Annotated in this window: 21 protein-coding genes; 18 read left to right on the top strand and 3 right to left on the bottom strand. The window is 72.4% G+C overall.

Annotation, left to right across the window (positions count from 1 at the left end; translation table 11 throughout):
• Positions 1–32: 32 nt before the first annotated feature.
• Entirely contained in the window at positions 33–1,013 is a 981-nt protein-coding gene (locus tag DMA15_RS13975) for an EamA family transporter (RefSeq protein ID WP_125513078.1), read from the bottom strand.
• 119 nt (positions 1,014–1,132) lie between these two features.
• Here DMA15_RS13975 and DMA15_RS13970 point away from each other — a divergent pair, with 119 nt between their 5' ends.
• The 11 genes from DMA15_RS13970 (at position 1,133) to DMA15_RS13920 (ending at position 13,451) form a co-directional block, all read left to right on the top strand.
• A complete protein-coding gene (locus tag DMA15_RS13970) occupies positions 1,133–1,696 on the top strand; it encodes a MarR family transcriptional regulator (protein ID WP_125513077.1) in 564 nt (187 codons plus the stop codon).
• Positions 1,697–1,774: 78 nt separating this feature from the next.
• Positions 1,775–2,434 carry a hypothetical protein gene (locus tag DMA15_RS13965; RefSeq protein WP_240659788.1) on the top strand — a complete coding sequence of 220 codons (660 nt, stop codon included), beginning with the start codon at positions 1,775–1,777 and terminating at the stop codon, positions 2,432–2,434.
• A 34-nt stretch (positions 2,435–2,468) separates the two neighbouring features.
• The gene (locus tag DMA15_RS13960) at positions 2,469–3,464 is read left to right on the top strand and encodes a hypothetical protein (RefSeq protein WP_240659787.1); all 996 of its coding nucleotides are present in this window, start codon (positions 2,469–2,471) and stop codon (positions 3,462–3,464) included.
• A gap of 164 nt (positions 3,465–3,628) precedes the next feature.
• The gene (locus DMA15_RS13955) at positions 3,629–4,972 is read left to right on the top strand and encodes a nitrate/nitrite transporter (protein ID WP_125513076.1); all 1,344 of its coding nucleotides are present in this window, start codon (positions 3,629–3,631) and stop codon (positions 4,970–4,972) included.
• A gap of 104 nt (positions 4,973–5,076) precedes the next feature.
• Entirely contained in the window at positions 5,077–6,327 is a 1,251-nt protein-coding gene (locus tag DMA15_RS13950) for a uroporphyrinogen-III synthase (protein ID WP_125513075.1), read from the top strand.
• A gap of 127 nt (positions 6,328–6,454) precedes the next feature.
• Complete coding sequence (locus DMA15_RS13945; RefSeq protein ID WP_125513074.1) at positions 6,455–7,042, top strand: CGNR zinc finger domain-containing protein; 588 nt, start codon at positions 6,455–6,457, stop codon at positions 7,040–7,042.
• 193 nt (positions 7,043–7,235) lie between these two features.
• Positions 7,236–7,811 (top strand): sigma-70 family RNA polymerase sigma factor, encoded by a 576-nt coding sequence (locus tag DMA15_RS13940; RefSeq protein ID WP_125513073.1) that lies wholly within the window; start codon positions 7,236–7,238, stop codon positions 7,809–7,811.
• Complete coding sequence (locus tag DMA15_RS13935) at positions 7,808–8,605, top strand: zf-HC2 domain-containing protein (protein WP_125513072.1); 798 nt, start codon at positions 7,808–7,810, stop codon at positions 8,603–8,605. Before DMA15_RS13940 ends, DMA15_RS13935 begins: the two co-directional genes overlap by 4 nt.
• 145 nt (positions 8,606–8,750) lie before the next feature.
• Complete coding sequence (locus tag DMA15_RS13930) at positions 8,751–11,105, top strand: UvrD-helicase domain-containing protein (RefSeq protein ID WP_125517757.1); 2,355 nt, start codon at positions 8,751–8,753, stop codon at positions 11,103–11,105.
• Between the two features lie 399 nt (positions 11,106–11,504).
• Positions 11,505–12,938: an NAD-dependent malic enzyme gene (locus tag DMA15_RS13925; protein ID WP_125513071.1), complete on the top strand. Its 1,434-nt coding sequence runs from the start codon at positions 11,505–11,507 to the stop codon at positions 12,936–12,938.
• Positions 12,939–13,169: 231 nt separating this feature from the next.
• Entirely contained in the window at positions 13,170–13,451 is a 282-nt protein-coding gene (locus DMA15_RS13920; RefSeq protein ID WP_016645140.1) for an HU family DNA-binding protein, read from the top strand.
• A 105-nt stretch (positions 13,452–13,556) separates the two neighbouring features.
• On the opposite strand, the gene murA is transcribed toward DMA15_RS13920, so the two are convergent.
• A complete protein-coding gene (gene murA, locus DMA15_RS13915; protein WP_125513070.1) occupies positions 13,557–14,900 on the bottom strand; it encodes a UDP-N-acetylglucosamine 1-carboxyvinyltransferase in 1,344 nt (447 codons plus the stop codon).
• A gap of 244 nt (positions 14,901–15,144) precedes the next feature.
• Between murA and DMA15_RS13910 the strand changes: the two genes are divergently transcribed.
• A complete protein-coding gene (locus tag DMA15_RS13910) occupies positions 15,145–15,753 on the top strand; it encodes a YqgE/AlgH family protein (protein WP_125513069.1) in 609 nt (202 codons plus the stop codon).
• On the opposite strand, the gene DMA15_RS13905 is transcribed toward DMA15_RS13910, so the two are convergent.
• A complete protein-coding gene (locus DMA15_RS13905) occupies positions 15,726–16,631 on the bottom strand; it encodes a LysR family transcriptional regulator (protein ID WP_125513068.1) in 906 nt (301 codons plus the stop codon). The genes DMA15_RS13910 and DMA15_RS13905 overlap by 28 nt on opposite strands.
• Before the next feature lie 99 nt (positions 16,632–16,730).
• Between DMA15_RS13905 and DMA15_RS13900 the strand changes: the two genes are divergently transcribed.
• The 6 genes from DMA15_RS13900 (at position 16,731) to DMA15_RS13875 (ending at position 25,702) form a co-directional block, all read left to right on the top strand.
• On the top strand, positions 16,731–17,918 hold the full coding sequence (locus tag DMA15_RS13900; RefSeq protein ID WP_125513067.1) for an MFS transporter: 1,188 nt from the start codon (positions 16,731–16,733) through the stop codon (positions 17,916–17,918).
• A 181-nt stretch (positions 17,919–18,099) separates the two neighbouring features.
• Complete coding sequence (locus DMA15_RS13895; protein WP_033263869.1) at positions 18,100–18,396, top strand: DUF3039 domain-containing protein; 297 nt, start codon at positions 18,100–18,102, stop codon at positions 18,394–18,396.
• 109 nt (positions 18,397–18,505) lie between these two features.
• Complete coding sequence (locus DMA15_RS13890) at positions 18,506–20,152, top strand: beta-N-acetylhexosaminidase (RefSeq protein ID WP_125513066.1); 1,647 nt, start codon at positions 18,506–18,508, stop codon at positions 20,150–20,152.
• Between the two features lie 305 nt (positions 20,153–20,457).
• Positions 20,458–21,363, top strand: a complete 906-nt coding sequence (locus DMA15_RS13885) for an FAD binding domain-containing protein (protein WP_125513065.1) — start codon at positions 20,458–20,460, stop codon at positions 21,361–21,363.
• Positions 21,360–23,387, top strand: coding sequence for a (2Fe-2S)-binding protein (locus DMA15_RS13880; RefSeq protein ID WP_206302728.1), 2,028 nt, complete (start codon positions 21,360–21,362; stop codon positions 23,385–23,387). Before DMA15_RS13885 ends, DMA15_RS13880 begins: the two co-directional genes overlap by 4 nt.
• Entirely contained in the window at positions 23,384–25,702 is a 2,319-nt protein-coding gene (locus DMA15_RS13875; RefSeq protein WP_125513064.1) for a molybdopterin cofactor-binding domain-containing protein, read from the top strand. The genes DMA15_RS13880 and DMA15_RS13875 overlap by 4 nt, the downstream gene beginning before the upstream one ends.
• Positions 25,703–25,721 lie beyond the last annotated feature (19 nt).

Raw genomic sequence — 25,721 nt, 5'->3', positions numbered from 1 at the left:
GTGGGGTCGGTGCGGCGTCTGGGGGACTGTGGTTACGCGCGGCGGCTTTGGCCCAGGAGGACGCTGGTGAGGACCAGGGCCAGGCCGCCCAGTTGCCAGGGGGTCAGCGTCTGGCCCAGGAGCAGCAGGCCCGCCAGTGTGGCGACGACCGGGTTGGTCAGGCCGAGGAAGGAGACCGAGGAGGCGGGGAGGCGCTCGATGCCGCGGAACCACAGGGCGTACGCGATGGCCGTGCCGATGATGCCGAGGTAGGCGTAACCGGCGAGGTTGGCGCCCGTGAGGTGGTCCGGCAGGCCCTCGGCGGTGAGGGCGATGGGGGCCAGGACCAGGCCGCCCGCGGTCAGTTGCCAGCCGGTGAGCGTGAGCAGGGAGACTCCCTCGGGGCGGCCCCACCGCTTGCTGAGCACCACCGCGAGGGCCATCAGCGTCGTGGCCGCCAGCATCGCCGCGAGCCCGGTGGCGTCGACCGCCGCGCTGCCGCGCAGGACCAGCAGGCCCACGCCCACGACGCCGACGAGGCCCGCGATCAACGTACGCCGGGTGGGCCGCACCTTCAGTACGCCGATCCCGAAGCCCGCCACCAGCAGCGGCATGACCGCGCTGATCGTCGAGGCGACGCCGCCGGGCAGGCGGTAGGCGCCGAAGAAGAGGAGCGGGAAGAACGCCCCGAAGTTCAGCAGGCCGAGCACGGCCGCCTTCCACCACCAGTCACCGCGCGGCAGCCGCCGGGTGAGCGCGAGCAGGATCAGCCCGGCGGGCAGGGCGCGCAGGGCCGCGGCGAGCAACGGGCGGTCCGGGGGGAGCAGTTCGGTCGTGGTGACGTAGGTCGTGCCCCACGTCGCCGGGCCGATGGCGGCCAGCGCGGCGATGCCGGCCGCGGCCTTCGCGGACCTCCGGGGGGAGGGGGCGCTGGCGGGCAGGTCCTTGGTGGGCAGGTCCTTGGTGGGCAGGTCCTGCCCGGAACGCTGCTCTCCGGACGGGTGCTGCTCTGCGGTGCTCTTGCTGGCGGACATGGCGCTTCCCCTCGCTCTTCCCCTGAACGCTGTTATTCTCAACGTTGAGATAAATATGGAGCCTCGATCTGCGAACGTCAAGTATCTGAACGTTGAGAGATTTGGAGCGATGCCGAGTCATGGCCGAGCAAGAGACACCGGAAGAGCCCCGTGGGGGCAGCGCCGACGAGCCCCGCGCGGACGCCATCGACGCGCTGCGCGCCCAGTGGCGCCGTGAGCGCCCCGACCTGGACCTCGCGGGCCTGGACGCGATGGCCCTGGTGGGCCGCATCAAGCGCGCGGAGCAACTGCTGAGCAAGGGCATGAAGACGGTCTTCGCCGAGTACGGCCTGGAGTTCGCGGAGTTCGACGTCCTCGCCACGCTGCGACGGGTCGGCGCGCCGCACGAACTGACCGCGGGCGGCCTGCTCAAGACGGCGATGGTGACGTCGGGCGCCATCACCAACCGCCTGGACAAGTTGGAGCGCAAGGGCCTCATCGAACGCCGCCAGGACCCCGCCGACCGCCGGGCCATCCGCGTCCGCCTCACGGAGGCGGGCCTCGACCTGATCGACCGCGCGGTCGTCGCCCACATCGCCAACGAACAGCGCATGCTGGCCGCCCTCACCCCCGCCGACCGCGAGGCCCTCGACTGGGCGCTGCGCCGCCTGTTGGTGTCACTGGGGGACACGCACCTGGGCTGACCTCGACGTGACCTCGCCTCTCCCGCATGGATAGTTTTGGTTCACCCCAGCGAACTCTCGTCTCACCAGGAGCTGACCGTGAACCGCCGACCCGCCCTGCTCGCAGCGGCCGCCATGACCGCGGTCGCTGCCCTTTCGCTCTCCGCCTGTGGAGGCGGCGATGGAGGGACGAAGGACAACGACAAGATTGCGGGCGCCGATTCGGGAGACGGCGCGAAGAAGTCTCCGTCGGCCTCGGCCTCGTCCGATGGGGTCGAGCGGCCCAAGGTCACCCTGCCGGAGGGCGACGAACTCGTCTTCACACCCGAGACCACAGGCGACGCCAAGACGGACGCGGTGCTGCGTGACAACGCGGAGTACCTCCGTGCAATTGACGAGGCGATCGAGAAGCAGGACCCCAAGTCCGAGGCCATCGTCTTCTACAGCAAGGACTCGGCTCTGCTCGGAACGGTGGAGTGGGTCAGCGGATTCATCAAGGACGGCACGACGGTGACCGGCACGGTGCGCTACTTCAACCGCAAGGTCGTCTTCGGCAAGGACGGTTCGGCCGGGCTCACTTACTGCGCCGACGAGTCCAAGGGCTACACGAAGGACCGCAAGACGAAGAAGACGAACGTCACGAAGGCAACGAAGGACTCGTACGTCTTCTACAACGACCGGCTCCGGAAGAACTCCAAAGGGGTTTGGCAGGTGACCAAGAGCACGTCGGAGCGCGGGAGCGAGGTCTGCCAGCCGTGATGCGCAAAAGCGTGGCGTTGGCCGTATCACGGCCGTGCTCTTCACCGTGCAGGCGGCGCCGGCCTGGGCGGACCGAACGAACACCACAAGCCCCACCAAGGAAGCCAAGGGCGGCAGAAACGGCCGCACCATCACCGTCCAGACGAAGGTCCAGACGTCGGTCAACGGCGATACGAGCTCGGCCCGGACCGGGAACCTCTCGTCGGCGGACAGCAATTGGAATCCGCCCGCCTGCTGGTACGAACCCGCCTTCTCGCCGAAGGAGATCGAGAAGACGGTCAAGGCGTGGCGGGGTTTCGGCGACGGTGTACCGATCTTCGAGGGCGTCGGCGAGTTCGTCGGGGACTACCTCGACAACCGCTACAAGAAGGGCAAGCCGTACAAGGACTACAACCTCGACAAGCAGGGCAAGGGGATGTTCTGGGCCGCGGCGATCAATCCGAACCGCAAGGACGACCCCGAGGCCAGCGCGTGCGACAAGCAGCCCTTCTGGGTCGATGAGGGGAAGACTCCCGAGGAACCCCTCGCGGTGACCCCCGAGATCCTCGCCGAGTACGCCTACGACGAACTCCCCGTGCCCAGCACCGAGATCACGATGGCCCCGCAGGGGACGACGAAGGTCAATCTCCCGACCTGGGTCTGGCTGGACAAGGCGAAGTTCAAGAAGGTCTCCGTCACCGCGAGCATCCCGGGCTCGGGCCTCTCCGCGACCACGACCGCCGAACCCATGTCCCTCTCGATCGCTCCGGGAACGGAGGACGCCGAGACCTATCCCGCGTCCGGGGAGTGCCCGATCGAGGACCACCGGATCGGCGTGCCCCGGGCCAAGGGCACCCCCGCGGACACGGATCCGCCGTGCGGCGTGAAGTACCTGCGGTCCTCCGGCGACGGTTCGTACGACCTCCAGGCCACCGTCACCTGGAAGATCACCTGGACCAGCACCACCGGCGAGGACGGGGACCTCCCCGAGGGCCGGTTCGGCGCGGATCAGCAGGTCGAGGTCGAGGAGATCCAGTCCATCAACCGGTGACCGGCCGCCCCACCCTCACCACCCCACCCCACCCCCCGTGAGAGCAACGTTCCCCGGCGGTCACTCCGCGCCACAGGGGCGAAACGCGGTCTCCCTACCTTCGGGAGCGTCGGCACCTTCGGGAGCGTCGGACGAGGCCTGTGGACTAGCCGTGGAGGCGTGTGATGTGGATCGAGCGGTGGGACCCGGAGGACGAGAAGTTCTGGAAGGAGGAGGGAGGGGAGCGGGTCGCCCGGCGGAATCTGGCGTTCTCGGTGCTCTCCGAGCACATCGGGTTCTCCGTGTGGAGCCTGTGGTCCGTGATGGTTCTGTTCATGGGGCCGGAGTACGGGATCGATCCGGCGGGGAAGTTCTTCCTGGTGTCGATGGCGACCCTGGTGGGAGCCGTCGTCCGCGTCCCCTACACCTTCGCCGTCGCCCGCTTCGGAGGGCGTAACTGGACCGTCATCGCCGCCTCGCTGCTGCTCCTGCCGACCGTCGCCGCCTTCGCCGTCATGGAGCCGGGGACCTCGTACACCACCTTCATGGTGTGCGCGCTGCTCACCGGCGTGGGCGGCGGCAACTTCGCCTCCAGCATGACCAACATCAACTCCTTCTTCCCGCTGCGGAAGAAGGGCTGGGCGCTCGGGCTCAACGCGGGGGGCGGCAACATCGGCGTACCCGTCGTGCAGCTCGTCGGGCTCGCCGTCATCGGGGCGAGCGGCGGGCCGCGGGTGGTGCTCGGGATCTACATCCCGCTGGTTCTCGTCTCCGTGTTCTGCGCCGCGCGCTACATGGACAGCATCTCGTCCGTGCGCAATGACACCGGGGCCGTCAGGGCCGCCGTGCGGGACGCGCACACGTGGATCATGGCCTTCCTCTATGTGGGGACGTTCGGGTCCTTCATCGGGTACAGCTTCGCCTTCGGGCTCGTCCTCCAGACACAGTTCGGCCGTACGCCGCTGGAGGCCGCGCAGCTGACCTTCATCGGCCCGCTGCTCGGCTCGCTCATCCGGCCCGTGGGCGGGCGGCTCGCCGACCGGTTCGGCGGGGCGCGCATCACCCTGGGGAACTTCGTCGGGATGGGGGCCGCGACCGGCGTCGTCGTGCTGGCCTCCGTCAGGGAGTCGCTGCCGCTGTTCGTCGGCGCCTTCATCGCCCTGTTCGTGCTCACCGGGCTCGGCAACGGATCGACGTACAAGATGATCCCCGGGATCTTCCAGGCCAAGGCCGAGGGCAAGGGGCTCGTGGGGGAGGAGGCCGCGGCGTACGGGCGGCGGCTGTCCGGGGCCGCGATGGGGCTGATCGGGGCCGTCGGCGCGCTCGGCGGGCTCGGCATCAACCTCGCGCTGCGGCAGTCCTTCCAGACCGTGGGGTCGGGCACGGGGGCCTTCGTCGGATTCCTCGCCTTCTACGGGGTGTGCTCGGTGGTCACCTGGGCCGTATACCTTCGGGGGAAGGCGGCCGTCCGTACGGTCGCCGGGGCCGACACGGACGCGAAGCCGCAGCTCAGCTATGCCGAGGTGTGACGTAACACGGCGGACATCGCTGTGATCCGAGCCTGTCACGCGCCGTTGACAGGCTCGGTCGTCCGCCGCCCATGAGCCACGAGCGGGACGAGACGAGACAAACTATGCACGCCACTCCACCGCAGCCCAGCCGCCCCTCGGCCTCCACATCGGCCTCCACATCGGCCTCCGCATCGACATCGCAGCCGGCCCCCGCCTCGCGGCCCGGCGCGCCCGGCGGCCAGGACGCCGCCCACGGCCCCCTCGCCGGATTCACCGTCGGGGTGACCGCCGCCCGCCGCGCCGACGAGCTGGGCACGCTCCTCCAGCGGCGCGGCGCGACCGTCCTGCACGCTCCCGCGCTGCGCATCGTGCCGCTCGCCGACGACAGTGAACTGCTCGCCGCGACCAAGGAGTTGATCGACCACGCCCCGGACATCGTGGTCGCCACCACGGCGATCGGGTTCCGCGGCTGGATCGAGGCCGCCGACGGCTGGGGGTACGGGGAAGCCCTGCTCGGCTGTCTGCGCGGGGTCGAGCTGCTGGCCCGAGGGCCGAAGGTGAAGGGTGCCGTGCGGGCCGCCGGGCTCACCGAGGAGTGGTCGCCCTCCTCCGAGTCCATGGCGGAGGTCCTCGACCGACTGCTCGGCGAGGGCGTCGAGGGGCGTCGGATCGCGCTCCAGCTGCACGGCGAGCCCCTGCCCGGCTTCGTGGAGGCGCTGCGGGCCGGCGGCGCCGAGGTCGTCGGCGTGCCCGTCTACCGGTGGCTGCCGCCGGAGGACATCGCGCCCGTGGACCGGCTCCTTGACGCCACGGTCGCGCGGAGCGTCGACGCGCTGACCTTCACCAGCGCGCCCGCCGCCGCGTCGCTGCTGGCCCGCGCGGAGGAGCGGGGCATGGCCGACGAGTTCCTCGCCGCCCTCGGGCACGACGTGCTGACCGCCTGCGTGGGGCCCGTGACCGCGCTGCCGCTCCAGTCGCTCGGGGTCGACACCGTCCAGCCCGAACGCTTCCGGCTCGGCCCCCTCGTACAACTCCTCTGCCAGGAACTGCCCTCCCGCGCGCGGGCGTTGCCGATCGCGGGGCACCGCGTGGAGATCCGCGGGCACGCCGTGCTGGTCGACGACGAGCTGCGGGCGGTGCCGCCCGCGGGCATGGCCCTGCTACGCGCCCTCGCCCGGCGGCCCGGCTGGGTGGTGGCCCGCGCCGAGCTGCTGCGGGCGCTGCCGGGGGCGGGCAGCGACGAGCACGCGGTGGAGACGGCGATGGCCCGGCTGCGTACGGCGCTGGGCGCGCCGAAGCTGATCCAGACGGTGGTCAAGCGGGGGTACCGGCTCGCGATCGATCCGGTGGCCGAGTCCAAGTACGGGGGGTGAGGCGGTATCTGACGGTTCGTCGGCGCCGGGCCGGTGGCAGGGCTTCCGGACCCGCCGGGGGACGGGCACTGTAGGGGGTACACAACGGCATTCACTCACCGGTGACCCCCAAGGCGGTGACAGGCGCATGGCGTTGGGCATGGCCCCGGCTCCGTACGAGCTGCGATTCGACTCCGGGCGGAGCTGCCTGGACCTCGTGGCGACGAACCACCCCGTGGAGCGGCTCGACTCCATGGCGAGACTGGGCGACTGGCTCGTGGGCGCCGGTCTGGTCCCGGCGGATGCCCCGCTGCCGGGGGCGGGCCCTTCCTGGCTCGCCGGGTTCCTCGAACTACGGGGTCACGTCGCGGAGTTGGTCCTCGGCGAGATCGAGGGCAGGCCCGCCGACGCGGCCCTTGAGCGGGTCAACGCGCTGGCCGCTCCGGCGCCGCCCGTCCCCCACGCGGTCCGCGCCGCCGACGGCACCCTGGCCCGCGCCCTGCGCGAGGCCCCGGAGTGCGCGGCGCTCGTCGCCTGCGTCGCCAGGGACGCCGTCGACCTGCTCACCGACCCCGTGGCCCGCGCGCTGCTGCGCCAGTGCGAGGGGGACAACTGCCCCATCGTGTACCTGGACACGTCCCGCGGCCACCGGCGCCGCTGGTGCTCCAGCGAGGTCTGCGGCAACCGCGAACGGGTGGCGAGGCACCGCCGCAGGGCGGCCCTGGCCCGCGCCTGAGGCCGCCCGTACCCATGGCCGGGCCGGCCGGCCTGTGCCTTGGAGGCCTGCCCGCGCCCGCGAATCCCCTCCCGCCGAGCCGCGTTGAACGCCCCGCCGCCCACGTACGTACGTACCTCCGATGTGACACCCGCCAGACCCGCTCGAACCGCGGACACCAGACCCGCTCGAACCGCGGACACCGGAGGCAGCCGTGCGCAAGGATTCCGCCGTGGCCGATGAACGCCCGAAGCCGGCCCGGCATCGTCTCGGCCGGCCACCGGGGCCCGACGAGGAGTTGATGCGCGCGCTCTACCGCGAGCACGCGGGGCCCCTCCTCGCGTATGTGCTGCGGCTGGTGGCGGGCGACCGCCAACGCGCCGAGGATGTCGTACAGGAAACACTCATCCGTGCCTGGAAGAACGCCGGTCAGCTCAATCGGGCGACCGGTTCGGTACGCCCCTGGCTGGTGACGGTCGCCCGGCGCATCGTCATCGACGGCCACCGCAGCCGGCAGGCCCGGCCGCAGGAGGTCGATCCGTCGCCGCTGGAGGTCATCCCCGCGGAGGACGAGATCGATAAGGCGCTGTGGCTCATGACGCTCTCCGACGCGCTGGAGGACCTGACTCCCGCGCACCGCGAGGTACTTGTGGAGACCTACTTCAAAGGGCGTACCGTCAATGAGGCGGCTCAGACGCTGGGCATACCCAGCGGCACGGTCCGCTCGCGGGTCTTCTACGCGCTTCGTTCGATGAAGCTCGCGCTCGAGGAGCGGGGGGTGACGGCATGACCGGGTTCTACGGCCACCATGACGAGTGGCAGGACGACACCATCCACGAGACCGTCGGCGCCTACGCCCTCGGTGTCCTGGACGAGGCAGAGAACGCGCGCTTCGAGGCGCACCTCGCGGTGTGCGAGATCTGCGCGCGGCAGCTGGAGGAGTTCTCCGGCGTGGAGCCGATGCTGGCCGCGCTCGCGGACCTGCCCGGCGGCCACGGCGTACCGGCGATCGGCGAACAGCTCGCCGCGCGCCCCGGACCGCACCTCGCCCAGCGCCTGGCCGGCGAGGTCTCCCGCACGCGCGAGCGGCGGCGCAGGCGCGGCCTGTACCTGGTCGCGGCGGCGGTCGCGCTGATCGTCGGCGGCCCGCTCACGGTCCTCGCGGTGACCGGCGACGACGCCGGCTCGACGGACATCGCCGCCCACCCGCACCCCACGAGCCCCGCCGAGGACGCCTTCTTCCACCACATGGAGGAGAAGTCGGAGGCCACGGACCCGGCGACGAAGGTCAGCGCCACGGTCGGCACGGAGAAGAAGACCTGGGGCACCCACGCCGTCCTGGAGCTGAAGAACGTCAAGGGGCCGCTCAAGTGCTCCCTCGTCGCGGTCGGCAAGGACGGCCGGAAGGAGACGGTCACCACCTGGTCGGTGCCCAAGTGGGGGTACGGCATCAAGGACAGCCCGAACAAGTGGGCGCGCAGTCCGTTGTACGTGCACGGGGGCGCCGCCATGGACCGCAACGACATCGACCACTTCGAGGTGACCACCTTCGACGGCGACCGCCTGGTCGAGGTCGACGTCTAGGCGATGCTCCCGTCGGCGCCCAGGGGGGCGTACCGGCGCACGCAGGTGCACAAGGGGGGTCCCTTTCGCGTACGGTGGACGGCTGCTCATCACGGGCGAGCAGCACGTCTTGAAAGGGGCCTCGGTGGCCGACCTCAACGCAGTAATGCCGCCAGGCACACGGGACCGCGAGATCAGTGTCGAGCAGCACCATCTCGACCAGGTCTACCGGCGTCTCGAGGAGAAGATCCACGAGGCCGAGTTCCTGATGAACGACGCCGCCAAGCGCTCCCAGGTGGGCACGCCGGGCGCGCTCGCCGAGCGCGACGCGCAGGTCTTCCGCGCCGGGGTCCATCTCAACCGGCTCAACAACGATTTCGAGGACTTCCTCTTCGGCCGCATCGACCTGCTCCGGGGCAAGGACGGCAAGAAGGGCCCCGACGGCGCGTACACGGCCGTGGAGCCCGCCGAGGGCGCCGTCAACGAGGACAACACGGCCGAGATCGCCGAGACGCTGCACATCGGCCGCATCGGCGTCCTGGACGCGGACTACTCCCCGCTCGTCATCGACTGGCGGGCACCCGCCGCCGCCCCCTTCTACCGCTCCACCCCGGTCGACCCCGGCCGTGTCGTACGCCGCCGCGTCATCCGCTCCAAGGGCCGCAAGGTCCTCGGCGTCGAGGACGACCTGATGCGCCCGGAGATCACCGCCTACCTCGACGGCGAAGAGCTGCCGGTGATCGGCGACGGCGCGCTGATGGCCGCGCTCGGCCAGGCCCGCAGCCACTCGATGCGGGACATCGTGGCGTCGATCCAGGCCGAGCAGGACATGGTGATCCGCGCGCCCGCCGCGTCGGTGACGTACGTGGAGGGCGGCCCCGGCACCGGCAAGACGGCGGTGGCGCTGCACCGCGCCGCGTACCTCCTCTACCAGGACCGCCGCCGTTACGCGGGCGGCATCCTCATCGTCTCCCCGACCCCGCTCCTGGTCGCCTACACCGAGGGTGTGCTGCCCTCGCTCGGTGAGGAGGGGCAGGTCGCGATCCGCGCGGTCGGCTCCCTGGTCGACGGCGTCGAGGCCACGGTCTACGACTCCCCGGCGGTGGCCCGCGTCAAGGGTTCCTCACGGATGCTCGGCGTACTGCGCAAGGCGGCGCGGGGGGCCCTGGAGGGCGTGCAGGCCAGGCCCGCGGCCCCGCGCGACGAGCAGCTGACCTTCAGCGACGACCCGGCGGAACCTCAGGACGGCCCGGAACCCCAGGGCGGCCAGGGCGCCCCCACGCGCCTGCGCGTCGTCGCCTTCGGGCGGCGCCTCGAACTGGACGCCGACCAGCTGGGCCGCATTCGCCGCAACGCCCTCAGCGGAACCGCCCCGGTGAACCTGCTGCGCCCCCGCGCCCGCAAGCTCCTCCTGGACGCCCTGTGGTCGCAGTCCGGGGCCGCGGGCCGCCACTCGGACCCGGAGCTTGCCGCCGAACTGCGCTCCTCCTTCGACGACGACATCACCTCCGAGGACGACTTCATCCGCTTCCTCGACGCGTGGTGGCCCGAGCTGACCCCGCGCGCGGTCCTCGCGGCGATGGGCGACGAGCGCCGCCTCGGCCGCTGGGCCCGCCGCGTCCTGAACCCCGGGGAGGTCCGCAAGGTCGCCCGCTCCCTCAAGCGCGACGCCCTGTCCGTGCACGACGTGGCGCTCCTCGACGAACTCCAGGCGATCCTCGGTACGCCGCACAGGCCCCGCAAGAAGAAGGAGCTGGACCCCCTCGACCTGCTCACCGGCCTCGAAGAGCTGATGCCGCAGCGCGAGGAGTCCCAGCGCGAGCGCGCCGAGCGCCTGGCGGCGGAGCGCACCGAGTACGCGCACGTCATCGTCGACGAGGCGCAGGACCTGACCCCCATGCAGTGGCGCATGGTCGGCCGCCGCGGCCGGCACGCCACCTGGACGGTCGTCGGCGATCCGGCGCAGTCCTCGTGGTCCGACCCGGACGAGGCGGCCGAGGCCCGTGACGAGGCCCTGGGCAGCCGTCCGCGCCGCCGCTTCACCCTCACCGTCAACTACCGCAACCCCGCCGAGATCGCCGATCTGGCCGCCAAGGTGCTCGCCCTCGCGCTGCCGGGCGCCGAGTCGCCGTCGGCGGTCCGCTCGACCGGTGTGCGGCCCCGCTTCGCCGTCGTACGCGACAAGGATCTCGGCGCGTCCGTGCGCGAGGAGGCGGCCCGGCTCCTGGAGCAGGTGAGCGGCACGGTCGGCGTGGTCGTCGCGATGAACCGCCGCGACCAGGCCGCCCGCTGGCTGGCCGGGCTCGGCGACCGCGTGGTGGCGCTCGGCAGCCTGGAGGCCAAGGGCCTGGAGTACGACGCGACGGTCGTCGTGTCGCCCGCGGAGATCGCCGACGAGTCCCCGGCGGGCCTGCGGGTGCTGTACGTGGCGCTGACGCGCGCGACGCAGCAGCTCACGGTCCTGTCGGGCGAGCGGGACGAACCGGACGGGGACGGGGTGCCGGACCTGCTCCGGGATTGAGTTCCCGGCACTTCCCGGGACGGGAATTGCCTTACGGGGATCGTTTGTTACCTTGGATGTGGCACCGGCTCGATCCAAGCCCCCGGGCCCAACCTTCGTCGCTACGAGCGACCACTTGCCGCGAGGCGAGCATGGCGGGCCGGTGTCATGAACGTAGGAGAGAGGCCCACGTCACCCAGTGACGTGGGCCTCTTTCTGTTCGCTCTCGTTGCCCGGGGCCTCTTTCTGTTTTCCTCAACTTCTCGTATGGTGGAAACCAGTTTCCGAAAACAAGCCGCCCGCGCAGCGCGACGGTCGGTGAACAAAACGTTCTCAATCCGGGGCGACTACCACGTACTCGTTGGTAGGTGCGACCATCGGACGGCAACAGCTACAAGGTGAAAGCAGAGGAAGTCGGCCATGGCAACGGCGCCCAGCGTCTCCTACTCGATGACGGTCCGGCTGGAGGTGCCCGCGAGCGGAACCGCGGTCTCCCAGCTCACCACGGCCGTCGAGTCATCCGGGGGCTCGGTCACCGGCCTCGACGTCACGGCCTCCGGCCACGAGATGCTGCGGATCGACGTGACGATCGCGGCGTCCTCGACCACGCACGCCGACGAGATCGTCGAGCAGCTGCGCACCATCGAGGGCGTGACCCTCGGCAAGGTCTCCGACCGTACGTTCCTGATGCACCTCGGCGGCAAGATCGAGATGGCGTCCAAGCACCCCATCAGGAACCGTGACGACCTCTCCATGATCTACACCCCGGGCGTGGCCCGCGTGTGCATGGCGATCGCCGAGAACCCCGAGGACGCGCGCCGTCTGACCATCAAGCGCAATTCCGTTGCGGTCGTAACGGACGGATCGGCCGTACTCGGCCTCGGCAACATCGGCCCGAAGGCCGCGCTGCCGGTCATGGAGGGCAAGGCGGCCCTCTTCAAGCGCTTCGCGGGCATCGACGCCTGGCCGCTCTGCCTGGACACCCAGGACACCGACGCCATCGTCGAGATCGTCAAGGCGATCGCCCCCGGCTTCGCGGGCATCAACCTGGAGGACATCTCCGCCCCCCGCTGCTTCGAGATCGAGGCACGGCTGCGCGAGGCCCTGGACATCCCCGTCTTCCACGACGACCAGCACGGCACCGCGATCGTGGTCCTGGCCGCGCTCACCAACGCGCTGCGCGTGGTGGGCAAGGGCATCGGCGATGTCCGCGTGGTCATGTCGGGCGCCGGCGCGGCCGGTACGGCCATCCTGAAGCTGCTGCTCGCCGCGGGCGTCAAGAACGCTGTGGTGGCCGACATCCACGGCGTCGTGCACGCCGACCGCGAGGACCTGGTCTCCGCCGCCGTCGACTCGCCGCTGCGCTGGATCGCCGACAACACCAACCCCGAGGGCCTCACGGGCACCCTCAAGGAGGCCGTCGTCGGCGCCGACGTCTTCATCGGCGTCTCGGCCCCGAACGTGCTGAACGGCGACGACGTGGCGGCCATGGCCGACGGCGCCATCGTGTTCGCGCTCGCGAACCCGGACCCCGAGGTCGACCCGGCGATCGCCCGGCAGACGGCGGAGGTCGTGGCCACCGGCCGTTCGGACTTCCCGAACCAGATCAACAACGTCCTGGTCTTCCCGGGCGTCTTCCGCGGCCTGCTCGACGCCCAGTCGCGTACGGTCAATACGGAGATGATGCTGGCCGCCGCGGGCGCGCTCGCGGACGTCGTCGCCGAGGACGAGCTGAACCGGAACTACATCATCCCCAGCGTCTTCAACGACAAGGTCGCGGGTGCCGTGGCCGGGGCGGTGCGCACCGCGGCGAAGGCCGCGGGCGCCGCTGTGACGGGTCCCACGTCCGCCTGACGCTCGGCGCGTCGTGAGACGCCCGGTCGTAAACGCCCCTTTAGGGTGGCGGACCATGGCCCTGCGGCCCTTCGGAGGGTGCCGGATTGGCTTTCCCGCCGCAGGTGGGGGCAGGATGCGTAATCGGGCGCGAGGGTCTGACGTAAGACCCGGGTCCGGGGACTGTCCGAGGACCCTGGCAGCATCGGCTTCGATCACGCCTCAACGGCAAAAGAACACGGGAGTACAAACATGAACCGCAGTGAGCTGGTGGCCGCGCTGGCCGACCGCGCCGAGGTGACCCGCAAGGACGCCGACGCCGTGCTGGCCGCGTTCGCCGAGACGGTCGGCGAGATCGTTGCCAAGGGCGACGAGAAGGTCACCATCCCCGGCTTCCTGACCTTCGAGCGCACGCACCGTGCCGCTCGCACCGCCCGTAACCCGCAGACCGGCGAGCCGATCAACATCCCGGCCGGTTACAGCGTCAAGGTTTCGGCTGGTTCCAAGCTGAAGGAAGCGGCCAAGGGCAAGTAAGCCTTAAGCAGCGAAAAAAGGGGCGGCCACCCGGTTGGGTGGCCGCCCCTTTCGCGTGCCGTCAAAAGATGGCCTCAAACGCCGGCCGGGCTGGATTCGTGAGCGTTACAGCGTCGTCTTGCCGTTCGGCAGTTCGACCTTCGCGCCCAGTTCCTGGAGCTTCTCCATGAAGTTCTCGTAGCCGCGGTTGATCAGGTCGATGCCGTGGACACGGGACGTGCCCTGGGCCGCGAGAGCCGCGATGAGGTACGAGAAGCCGCCGCGCAGGTCGGGGATGACCAGATCGGCGCCCTGGAGCTTCGTGGGGCCGCTGACGACCGCCGAGTGCAGGAAGTTGCGCTGGCCGAAGCGGCAGTCGGAGCCGCCGAGGCACTCGCGGTAGAGCTGGATGTGCGCGCCCATCTGGTTGAGCGCGGAGGTGAAGCCCAGGCGGGACTCGTAGACCGTCTCGTGGACGATGGACAGGCCCGCGGCCTGCGTCAGGGCCACGACCAGCGGCTGCTGCCAGTCGGTCTGGAAGCCGGGGTGCACGTCCGTCTCCAGGGCGATCGCGTTGAGCGAGCCGCCCGGGTGCCAGAAGCGGATGCCCTCGTCGTCGATCTCGAAGGCGCCACCCACCTTCCGGTAGGTGTTGAGGAACGTCATCATCGAGCGCTGCTGGGCGCCGCGGACGTAGATGTTGCCCTCGGTCGCCAGCGCCGCGGAAGCCCAGGAGGCGGCCTCCAGGCGGTCCGAGAGGGCGTGGTGGTTGTAGCCGCCGAGGCTGTCGACACCGGTGACCCTTATGGTCCGGTCGGTGTCCATGGCGATGATCGCGCCCATTTTCTGCAGTACGCAGATCAGGTCCTCGATCTCCGGCTCGACCGCCGCGTTCGAGAGCTCGGTCACACCCTCCGCGAGCACGGCGGTGAGCAGGACCTGCTCGGTGGCGCCCACGGACGGGTACGGCAGCTTGATCTTCGTGCCGCGGAGCCGCTGGGGGGCCTCCAGGTACTGGCCGCCCTCGCGCTTCTCGATGGTCGCGCCGAACTGGCGGAGCACCTCGAAGTGGAAGTCGATCGGCCGGCCGCCGATGTCGCAGCCGCCGAGGCCGGGGATGAAGGCGTGCCCGAGGCGGTGCAGCAGCGGTCCGCAGAAGAGGATCGGAATGCGCGACGAGCCCGCGTGGGCGTCGATGTCGGCGACATTCGCGCTCTCCACGTGCGACGGGTCCATGATCAGCTCACCCGGCTGGTCACCGGGGCGGACCGTCACGCCGTGCAGCTGCAGCAGGCCGCGTACGACTCGGACGTCGCGAATGTCCGGGACATTGCGCAGCCGGCTCGGAGCGCTGCCGAGCAGCGCGGCGACCATGGCCTTGGGCACGAGGTTCTTCGCGCCGCGGACACGGATCTCGCCCTCCAGCGGGGTTCCGCCGTGGACAAGCAGTACATCGTCGGTGACGGTCATGAATCTCGCGTTCCGATTGGATGGACGGGGGGACCAAAGGGCAAGGGTAATGGCCGCGTACCCCCCTTCCGTAAGGCGCGGGGCGTGCGGAACAGGTCATGAGTTCGCCACAACACGAACCGTGCGGAACCGGGCACTCCGGGTCACCGGCCGCCGTGTGCGCTCCGGTCGCACTCATGCGCCCTGATCTGCGTCGGTTCCCGTGGGGCCGTTACCTCCCCGCTCGGGGCGAAGATGCGGGATCATGTCCTCCATGACCGAGGTGTCCTCGCTCACAGGGCGGCTGCTCGTGGCCACACCCGCCCTGGCGGACCCCAACTTCGACCGCGCGGTGGTGCTGCTCCTCGACCACGACGAGGAGGGCTCGCTCGGCGTGGTCCTGAACCGCCCGACGCCGGTGGACGTCGCCGACATCCTGGAGGGCTGGGGCGACCTGGCCGGGGCGCCGGGCGTCGTCTTCCAGGGCGGTCCGGTCTCGCTGGACTCGGCGCTCGGCGTCGCGGTGATCCCCGGCGAGGAGGGCACGCCGTCCGGCATCCGCTTCCGCACGGGCCGCGTCGACCCCGTCGGCTTCCGCCGCGTGCACGGCGCGATCGGCCTCGTCGACCTGGAGGCCCCGCCGGAGCTGCTCTCCCCGGCCCTCGGCAGCCTGCGGATCTTCGCGGGGTACTCGGGGTGGGGCCCCGGCCAGTTGGAGGCCGAGCTGGCCGACGGCGCCTGGTACGTGGTCGAGTCCGAGCCGGGCGACGTCTCGTCCCCGGATCCCGAGCGGCTGTGGCGCGCGGTGCTCAGGCGCCAGCGCAGCGAGCTGGCGATGGTGGCGACCTATCCGGACGACCCGTCCCTGAACTGACCGAGGAAGCGCTCGGCAAGCGGGTGCGCGTCCCTGGCCGGGACCGCGAGGCGCACGGCGACGGGCGGGGCGTTCTTCAGGCGTACGTAGCGCAGCGAGGGGTGGGAGTGCCTGCGGGCCACCGGTTCCGGGGCGACTCCCACGCCGTGGCCCGCGGCGACCGCCTCCAGCCACTCGTCGAAGTTGTCGGCGGTGCAGGCCAGGCGCGGGCGGCGGCCCTCGGGCCACAGCTCGGGGCCGGTCGTGCCGGTGACGGTGTTGACGACCAGGGGGAAATCCGCCAGCTCCGCCCAGTCCACGACGCGGCGGCCCGCCAGTTCGGGCGCGTCCCGGGCGAGGACCGCGATGCGCGGCTCGTGCAGCAGCAGGCGTGAGCGCACCGCGGCGCCGGGCGGGACGTCACCCCGTACGACCGCGATGTCGCACGCGCCCGAGGTCAGGCCCGCCAGCGGGGTGTCGCGCCGCACCAGGCGCACGCCCGCGCCGGTGGCCGCCTTGAAGGCGGGGACCTGTTCGGCGCAGGCCCCGGGCAGGAGCGAGGTGAAGCCGAGCCGCAGGACCGGGGGCTCGCTGCCCGCGGCGCGCAGCGTGGCGTCGAGCCGGGAGAGCAGCGGCGCCACCTCGTCGCGCAGCCGGCAGCCGGCCTCGGTGAGGGCGACGCGCCGCGTGGTCCGGTCCAGGAGACGCGCGCCGAGGGTCTCCTCCAGGGCCCGCACGGTCCGGGTGAGCGTGGGCTGGCCGACGCGGAGCCGGTCCGCGGCGTGCGTGAAGCTCAGCTCGTCGGCGACGGCGAGGAAGGCGCGCAGGTGGCGCAGCTCGACGCCCTCGGGGAAAACCCGGCCCTCTTCGGCCCCTGCCGCGGCCCGTACGTCATTCATGCCACCCGAGCATAAATGCGCGCGTCAGGCATTTCCCCCCGGATGCGGAGGCTGCCTACGTTTCCTCTCCCGACAGGAGCGACCAGGGAGTTGAGTGGCGTGCGCAAGGTATGGCTGTTGATGGTGGGGTCCTTCACCCTGGGGCTCGACGCCTATGTGATGGCGGGGCTGCTGCCCGTCGTCGCCGGGGATCTGGGGACGACCGTCTCGCTCGCGGGGCAGATGGTCACCGTCTTCACCCTCGCGTACGCGGTGAGCGCGCCGCTCGTCGCCGGGCTGCTCTCCGGCGTACGGCCGCGCGTGCTGATCGTCGCGGCGCTGGCCGTCTTCACGCTCGGCAACGGCCTCACCGCGCTGGCGCCCGGCCTCGGCATGCTGCTCCTCGCACGCGCGGTCGCGGGCATGGGCGCCGGGGTCTACTCGGCGCTGTCCACGGCGGCCGCCGCCTCGCTCGCGGGGGAGGAGCGGCGCGGGCGGGCGCTCGCGCTGGTGATGGGCGGGATGAGTTCGGGCACGGTGCTCGGCGTCCCGCTGGGCGTGCTGCTCGCCGACCACACCTCCTGGCGGGCCACGATGTGGCTGGTGACGGGGCTCGGCGCGGTCGCCCTCGTGGGCCTCGCGGTGGGGCTGCCCGAGGTGCCCGCCGGGCCGCCGGTGCCGGTGCGGGCGCGGCTCGGGGCGCTCACCGACCGCAAGGTGCTGCCGATCGTGGGCGTCTCCTTCCTGGGGGCCGTCGCCAGCCTCGGCCTCTACACCTACCTCGCCCCGGTGCTCGCCTCCTCGGGCGGCGTGGGCGAGGGGGAGCTGGCGCCGTACCTGTGGGCGTGGGGGATCGGCGGTGTGCTCGGCAGCGTGGTCGCCGGACCGCTGGTCGACCGGATGGGCCGGGTGGTGCTCCTCGTGACGGGGATCGTGTCGACGCTGGTCGTCGCGGTCGGCGTCCTGCCGCTGCTCGGCGCCGCGGCCTTTCCCGCGCTCGTCGTCTGGGGCGCGGCGGGCTGGGCCTTCCAGGTCCCGCAGCAGCACCGACTCCTCGCCCTGCGCGCCGAGCGCGGCACGATCGCCCTCGCCCTCAACAACTCCGCGCTGTATCTGGGCAGCGCGACCGGTTCCGCGTTGGCGGGCCTCGCTCTTTCGGTGGGTCTCGCTCCCCGCGCCTTGCCTTGGGCGGCGGCGGGGGTGGCCTTGGCGGGGCTCGTCCTGCACCTGTTCACTGCGCGGGGCCGGAGTGGCCCCTACGGGGTGCGGGCCGGTGGGGGCTTGGCGCGCAGTTCCTCGCGCCCCTGACGGGGCGCTGTGGTGCCCCCGTGCCCCTGACGCGAGGCCGCACGACGGGCCCCGTAAGGGGCGCGGGGAACTGCGCGAGCAACCCCCACCGGGCCGCGCGGTACGAAACCGGTCCCCCCTGGCGGGGCGCCGCGGTACGGGCGATGCCGGGACGCGGCCGGCGTGAGTACCCTTGGCCCCTATGAGCACTCTTGAGCCCGAGCCCGAGCGCGGGGCAGGTACGGGGACCCTCGTAGAGCCGACGCCGCAGGTGTCGCACGGTGACGGCGACCACGAGCGCTACGCGCACTACGTCCAGAAGGACAAGATCATGGCGAGCGCGCTCGACGGGACCCCCGTCGTCGCGCTCTGCGGCAAGGTGTGGGTCCCCGGCCGCGACCCGAAGAAGTACCCCGTCTGTCCCATGTGCAAGGAGATCTACGAGTCCATGGGCGCCGGCGGCGACAAGGACAAGGGCGGCAAGGACGGCAAGAAGTAACCCTCGCGGGGCCACTTCTCCGTGGCTTCCCGTCCCGTGGCCCGAGGGGCGTTGCGTGTACCGCAACGCCCCTTTTGCGATGTGCCCTCGCGTGACAGCCTTGCGCGGCATGACCCTTGACCAGCTCATCCCGGCGCCCGCACACGCCGAGGCCGTGCCCGGTTCCTCCTTCGCCGCCGGACCCTCCACCACCCTGTGGGCGGGCCCCGGCACCGAGTCCACCGAGCGCTGGCTGCGCACCACGCTCGGCGCCGCCCTCGGCCTGCCGCTGCCACCCGGCGCCGAGGGCGCGGCGGACTCCGTCGCCCTGCTCATCGACGCCTCCCTGGAGCCGGAGGCGTACCGGCTCACCATCGACGACACCGGCGTCGAGATCCGCGGCGGCGCCGCCGCGGGCGTCTTCTGGGGCGCCCAGACACTCCGCCAGCTCTTCGGTCCCGACGCCTTCCGGCGCGCGCCGCTGCGGCCGGGCGCGCGGCACTCCCTGCCCGGCGCCGCCATCGAGGACGCCCCCCGCTTCGGCTGGCGCGGCATGATGCTCGACGTCTCCCGGCACTTCATGCCGAAGGAAGGCGTCCTGCGCTACCTCGACCTGCTCGCCGCCCACAAGCTCAACGTCTTCCACTTCCACCTCACCGACGACCAGGGCTGGCGCGTGGAGATCAAGCGCCACCCGAAGCTCACGGAGACCGGCTCCTGGCGGGCCCGCACCAAGTGGGGCCACCGCAGGTCGCCACTGTGGGAGGAGCGCCCGCACGGCGGCTTCTACACCCAGGACGACATCCGCGAGATCGTCGCCTACGCGGACTCCCTGCACATCACCGTCGTCCCCGAGATCGACATCCCGGGCCACTCGCAGGCCGCGATCAGCGCCTACCCGCACCTCGGCAACACCGACGTCGTCGACACCGAGGCGCTGACCGTCTGGGACACCTGGGGCGTCAGCAAGAACGTGCTGGCCCCCACCGAGGACGTACTCCGTTTCTACGAAGGTGTCTTCGAGGAGATCCTCGACCTCTTCCCGTCCACCTTCGTCCACGTCGGCGGCGACGAGTGCCCCAAGGACCAGTGGAAGGCCTCGGCCGCCGCGCAGGCCCGCATCAAGGAGCTGGGCGTCGAGGGCGAGGACGGGCTCCAGAGCTGGTTCATCCGCCACTTCGACCAGTGGCTCACGGCCCGCGGGCGGCGGCTCATCGGCTGGGACGAGATCCTGGAGGGCGGGCTCGCCGAGGGCGCCACCGTCTCCTCCTGGCGCGGCTACCGGGGCGGTATCGCCGCCGCCAAGTCCGGCCACGACGTCATCATGTGCCCCGAGCAGCACGTGTACTTGGACCACCGGCAGGACGGCGGCCCCGACGAACCGATGCCCATCGGCTTCGTCCGCACCCTTCAGGACGTCTACCGCTTCGAGCCCGTCCCCGCCGAACTCACCGAGGAGGAGGCCGCGCGCGTCCTCGGCACCCAGGCCAACGTCTGGACCGAGGTGATGGAGCACCAGGGACGCGTGGACTACCAGGTGTTCCCGCGCCTCGCCGCGTTCTGCGAGGTCGCCTGGCGCCGCCTCCCGGCGCCCGACGAGCGCGACTTCGCGGACTTCGAACGGCGTATGACGGCCCATTACGCGCGACTTGACGCGCTCGGCGTCGACTACCGCCCGCCGACCGGCCCGTTGCCGCGACAGCAGAGGCCCGCCCCCGAAGGGCTGACCAGCAGTGACCTCGGCCGCCCGATCGAGGGGCCGCCCCCGAACGTGTGAGGTCCCCGTCCGAGTGCCTGGACCCGGCGGCCCGCGCCTTCCCGCGCGGGCCGCGACGAGCCCCGCGCACGGGCCGCCGGAAGCCGTGCGAAAACGGCATATCCCCCTGGTCTGGGGACGAATGCCTCCTAGCGGACCCCCGCGTCGGGGCCCTGCGAAGATGTGCCAGAGTTGCCACGTCCGGGTTGGGAGCACGTACCGTACGGCGGAACAGGCGTAACGGCGACACGTCGCGAACGGCGAGCGCTTCACGTACGCGACGTAGGTGAAGTACGCGGCCGGGCATCGGGAAGGGGCAGCCGGTTTTGACCACGCACGCACCGCAGGCGGCGCAGACACCGCAGTCGGTGAAGCTGCCCGCCACGCTCGACGAGGCCGTGGCGGCACTCGCCGCCATGCCCGCCGCCGTGCCCGTCGCCGGCGGCACGGACCTGATGGCCTCGGTCAACTCGGGACAGCTGCGCCCCGCCGCCCTCGTCGGCCTCGGCCGCATCAGCGAGATCCGCGGCTGGCAGTACCAGGACGGGCACGGCCTGCTCGGCGCCGGTCTCACCCACGCCCGCATGGGCCGCCCCGACTTCGCCGCGCTCTTCCCCGCCCTGGCCGCCGCCGCGCGCGCCGCGGGACCGCCCCAGATCCGCAACGCGGGCACCCTCGGCGGCAACATCGCCTCGGCCGCGCCGACCGGCGACGCGCTGCCCGTCCTCGCGGCCCTCGAAGCCGTGCTGATCATCGCGGGGCCCGGTGGCGCCCGCCGCGAGGTCCCCGTCGCGCATCTGCTCGCGGGCATGGAGATGCTCCGCCCCGGCGAGCTGATCGGCTTCGTGCGCGTGCCGTTGCTCCACGCCCCCCAGGTCTTCCTCAAGGCGACGGGACGCACCGGCCCCGGCCGCGCGATCGCGTCCGTCGCGCTGGTCCTCGACCCCGCGCGGCGCGCCGTGCGGTGCGCGGTCGGCGCCATCGCGCCGATGCCGCTGCGGCCCCTGGAGGCCGAGCAGTGGGTCGCCTCGCTGATCGACTGGGACGGCGAGCGCGGCAGCCTCGTCCCGGAGGCGGTCACCGCCTTCGGTGAGTACGTCGCCGCCGCCTGCGTCCCCGACCAGCCCCCGGCGGCCGACGGCACCGAACAGCCGCTGCCGCCCGGCGTACTGCACCTGCGGCGCACCGTCGCCGCGCTGGCCCGACGAGCACTGGGGAGGGCGCTGTCGTGAGCGACGAACAGAACACCCACAACGGCGGCGGCTGGCAGCCGCATCCGCAGGGCGAGTACGACTCGGACGCCACGGCGTTCGTGCAGCTCCCCGAGGGCATGCTGGACGCCCCGCTCGCCGCGCCCGGCCACGGCTATGTGCCGCCGCAGATAACGGTCAACCCGACCACCGCCGACGCCACCGACCCGGCGGCCACGGGCGCCTGGGTCATGCCGCCCGAGGTGACGGGCGCGGCCGGCGGCGGGCGGACGGTGCGGTGGCCCGAGGCGGGCACGGCGCAGGAGCCGCAGACCCAGACCCAGACCCAGCCCGAGCAGGCGGCGGAGAACCCCGGCTACGACCCCCGGGCGACCGGACAGTGGAGCTTCGCCGAGAGCGACGCGGCGGGGTACCAGGCGTACGAGCACCAGCAGGGGTACGAGCAGCAGGCGTACGAGCGCCAGGGGTACGAGCAGCAGCAGTACGGCCAGGGCTATGAGCAGCAGGGCTATGAGCAGCAGTACGGGCAGGGGGGCGCCGCGCCCTCGTCCGACATCACGGGGCAGTGGTCGATCCCGGTCGCCGGTGGTGATCTCCCGGACGAATCGGGCGAGTTCACGGCCTCCTCGCTGACCGGCGACGGCGGCTATCCCGTCCGTACGCAGCTGAACTCCTGGCCCGGGGGCGGTATGCCTCCCGCGACCCTGCCGGGCGGCGCGCCCGCGCCGTGGGCGACGGGTGCGGGGGCCGGTGCGCCGTGGGGTGCGCAGCCCCAGGAGGCGTTGGAGCAGACCGCGCCCGAGGAGACGCCGGGCGCGCTGGAAGCGCCGGGCGCGCCGCAGGAGAGCGGCTTCGAGCGGACGACGCTGCTGCGGGCGGTCAGCGTGCCGCCCGCCGGGCAGTCGGGCATCGAGGCGGCGAGAGCCGCGCAGGCGGCGCAGGCCGCGGTGGCCGCCGAAGAGGTCCAGGGCGCCGCCGAGGTCGCGCAGGAGGCCATGGTGGCCGCGGAGGCCCAGGCCGTCGCGGAGCCGGTGGCCGTCGCGGAGCCGGTGCACGCGGGGGCGGACGCGGTCGAGGTCGCCGAGCGGGCGCCCGCGCATGAGGCCGCCGACTCCGTGGATGGGGACAGCGGGCTCAGCGGGCTCGACGTGCCCGCCGGACACGCCGAGCCCGCTGAGCCCGCTGTCCCCGCCGACCCTGCCGAAGCCCTCGCGGAGCCCGGTGACGTACCGGAGGAAGCGGACGCGGCGGAAGTCGCGGACGTCACCGACGAACCGGGCGCCCTGGATGAACCGGGCGCCCTGGATGAACCGGGCGCCCTGGATGAACCGGGCACCCCGGACGAGCCCGGCGCCGCCGACGACGCGGCACCGGAGGCGGCCGACGCCCCCGTCATCGCCCCCAACCCCCTCCACGACGACCACCCCCTCGGCTCCTACGTCCTGCGCGTGAACGGCACCGACCGGCCCGTCACCGACGCCTGGATCGGCGAGTCCCTGCTCTACGTCCTGCGGGAGCGGCTCGGCCTCGCGGGCGCCAAGGACGGCTGTTCGCAGGGCGAGTGCGGGGCCTGCAACGTCCAGGTGGACGGCCGCCTCGTCGCCTCCTGCCTGGTGCCCGCCGCCACCACCGCGGGCAGCGAGATCCGTACCGTCGAGGGCCTCGCCGTCGACGGGCAGCCCTCCGACGTGCAGCGCGCGCTCGCCGCGTGCGGCGCGGTGCAGTGCGGGTTCTGTGTGCCGGGCATGGCCATGACCGTGCACGACCTCCTTGAGGGCAACCCCGCCCCCAGCGACCTGGAGACCCGTCGCGCGCTCTGCGGCAACCTCTGCCGCTGCTCGGGCTACCGCGGTGTGCTCGACGCCGTGCGCGAGGTGGTCGCCGAGCGCGAGGCGTCCACCCCGGCCCAGGACGAGCGCGCCGAAGAGGCCCGCATCCCGCATCAGGCGGGCCCGGGCGCGGGCGGCGTCCACCAGAACGCGTACGACGACGGTGCGTACGAAGAACCGCACGGCCCCTACGGCCAGGACGGAGGCCAGGCGTGAGCGACGAGACCACCACCGCGGCCACCACCACGGCCGCGCCCGCTGCCGCGCCGGGCCCCGAGCCGCTGCCGCACGGCATCGGCGCGTCCCTGCCGCCCGCGGAGTGCCGCGCCAAGACCGAGGGCACCTTCCCCTACGCCTCCGACCTGTGGGCCGAGGGCCTGCTGTGGGCGGCGGTCCTGCGCTCCCCGCACGCGCACGCCCGCATCGTCTCCATCGACACCAGCCACGCGCGCGAGATGCCGGGTGTGCGTGCCGTCGTCACCCACGAGGACGTGCCAGGCGACGCGCTGCACGGGCGCAGGACGCCGGACCGGCCGGTCTTCGCCTCCGACGTCGTACGCCACCACGGCGAGCCCATCGCCGCCGTCGCCGCCGACCACCCCGACACCGCGCGGATGGCGGCGGCCGCCGTCATCGTCGAGTACGAGGTGCTTGAGCCGGTCACCGACCCGGAGAAGGCCTTCGAGGCCGAACCGCTGCACCCCGACGGCAACTTGATCCGCCACATCCCGCTGCGCCACGGCGACCCGGAGGCCGCGGGCGAGATCGTCGTCGAGGGCCTCTACCGCATCGGCCGCCAGGACCCCGCGCCGATCGGCGCGGAGGCGGGCCTCGCCGTGCCGCGCCCCGACGGGGGAGTGGAGCTGTACGTCGCCTCCACCGACCCGCACGCGGACCGCGACCGGGCCGCCGCCTGCTACGGCCTGCCGCCCGAACAGGTCAAGGTCGTCGTCACGGGCGTGCCGGGCGCGACCGCCGACCGCGAGGACGCGAGCTTCCAACTCCCCCTCGGACTCCTCGCGTTGCGGACCGGCTGCCCCGTCAAGCTCACCGCGACCCGCGAGGAGTCTTTCCTCGGCCACGCCCACCGCCACCCCACGCTCCTGCGCTACCGCCACCACGCGGACGCCGAAGGCCGCCTGGTCAAGGTCGAGGCGCAGATCCTGCTCGACGCGGGCGCGTACGCGGACACCTCCTCGGAGGCCCTGGCCGCGGCCGTCTCCTTCGCCTGCGGCCCCTACGTCGTGCCGAACGCCTTCATCGAGGGCTGGGCGGTCCGTACGAACAACCCGCCTTCCGGGCATGTCCGGGGCGAGGGCGCCATGCAGGTGTGCGCCGCGTACGAGGCCCAGATGGACAAGATCGCCAAGAAGCTGGGCGTCGACCCGGCCGAGTTGCGGCTGCGCAACGCCATGGCGACCGGCGACATCATGCCCACCGGCCAGACGGTGACGTGCCCGGCCCCGGTCGCCGAACTCCTCGCCGCCGTACGGGACTTCCCGCTGCCCGGTCTGCCCAAGGACACCCCCGAGGACGAGTGGCTGCTGCCCGGCGGCCCCGAGGGCGCGGGCGAACCCTCCGCCGTGCGGCGCGGGGTCGGCTACGGCCTCGGCATGGTCCAGCTCCTCGGCGCCGAGGGCACGGACGAGGTCTCCACGGCCACGGTCAAGGTCCACGACGGCGTCGCCACGGTGATCTGCGCGGCCGTCGAGACCGGTCAGGGCTTCACCACGCTGGCCCGCCAGATCGTCCAGGAGACCCTCGGCATCGACGATGTCCGGGTCGCCCCCGTCGACACCGACCAGCCCCCGGCGGGCCCGAGCTGCCGCGGCCGCCACACGTGGGTGTCGGGCGGCGCGGTGGAGCGCGCGGCGAAGATGGTCCGTACGCAGCTGCTCCAGCCGCTGGCCCACAAGTTCGGCATGTCCACCGAGCTGCTCCAGATCACGGACGGCAAGATCACCTCGTACGACGGCGTGCTCTCCACGACGGTCACCGAGGCGCTGGACGGCAAGGAGCTGTGGGCCACGGCCCAGTGCCGCCCGCATCCGACCGAGCCGCTGGACGAGGCCGGGCAGGGCGACGCGTTCGTGGGCATGGCGTTCTGCGCGATCCGCGCGGTCGTCGACGTCGACGTGGAGATCGGCTCGGTACGGGTCGTCGAGCTGGCCGTCGCCCAGGACGTGGGCCGCATCCTCAACCCCGCCCAGCTGCGGACCCGCATCGAGGCGGGCGTCACCCAGGGCGTGGGCGCGGCGCTGACGGAGAACCTCCGCACGCCACGGGGGATCGTCCGCCACCCCGACCTCACGGGGTACGCCCTTCCCACGGCCCTCGACACCCCGGACATCCGCATCGTGAAGCTGGTGGAGGAGCGGGACGTCGTCGCCCCCTTCGGCGCGAAGGCGGCGAGCGCGGTGCCGGTCGTGACGTCCCCCGCGGCGATCGCGGCGGCGGTCCGCGCGGCGACGGGCCGCCCGGTCAACCGCCTCCCCATCCGCCCGCAGGCGGCGGTGGCGGCCCCGCAGTAACCTCCGCGATAACCGGCGG

Source organism: Streptomyces sp. WAC 01529, from assembly GCF_003945545.1.
Lineage (GTDB): Bacteria > Actinomycetota > Actinomycetes > Streptomycetales > Streptomycetaceae > Streptomyces > Streptomyces anatolicus.
The sequence above is the reverse complement of the archived record's forward strand: the minus strand, read 5'-3'. Positions and strand labels throughout refer to the sequence as shown.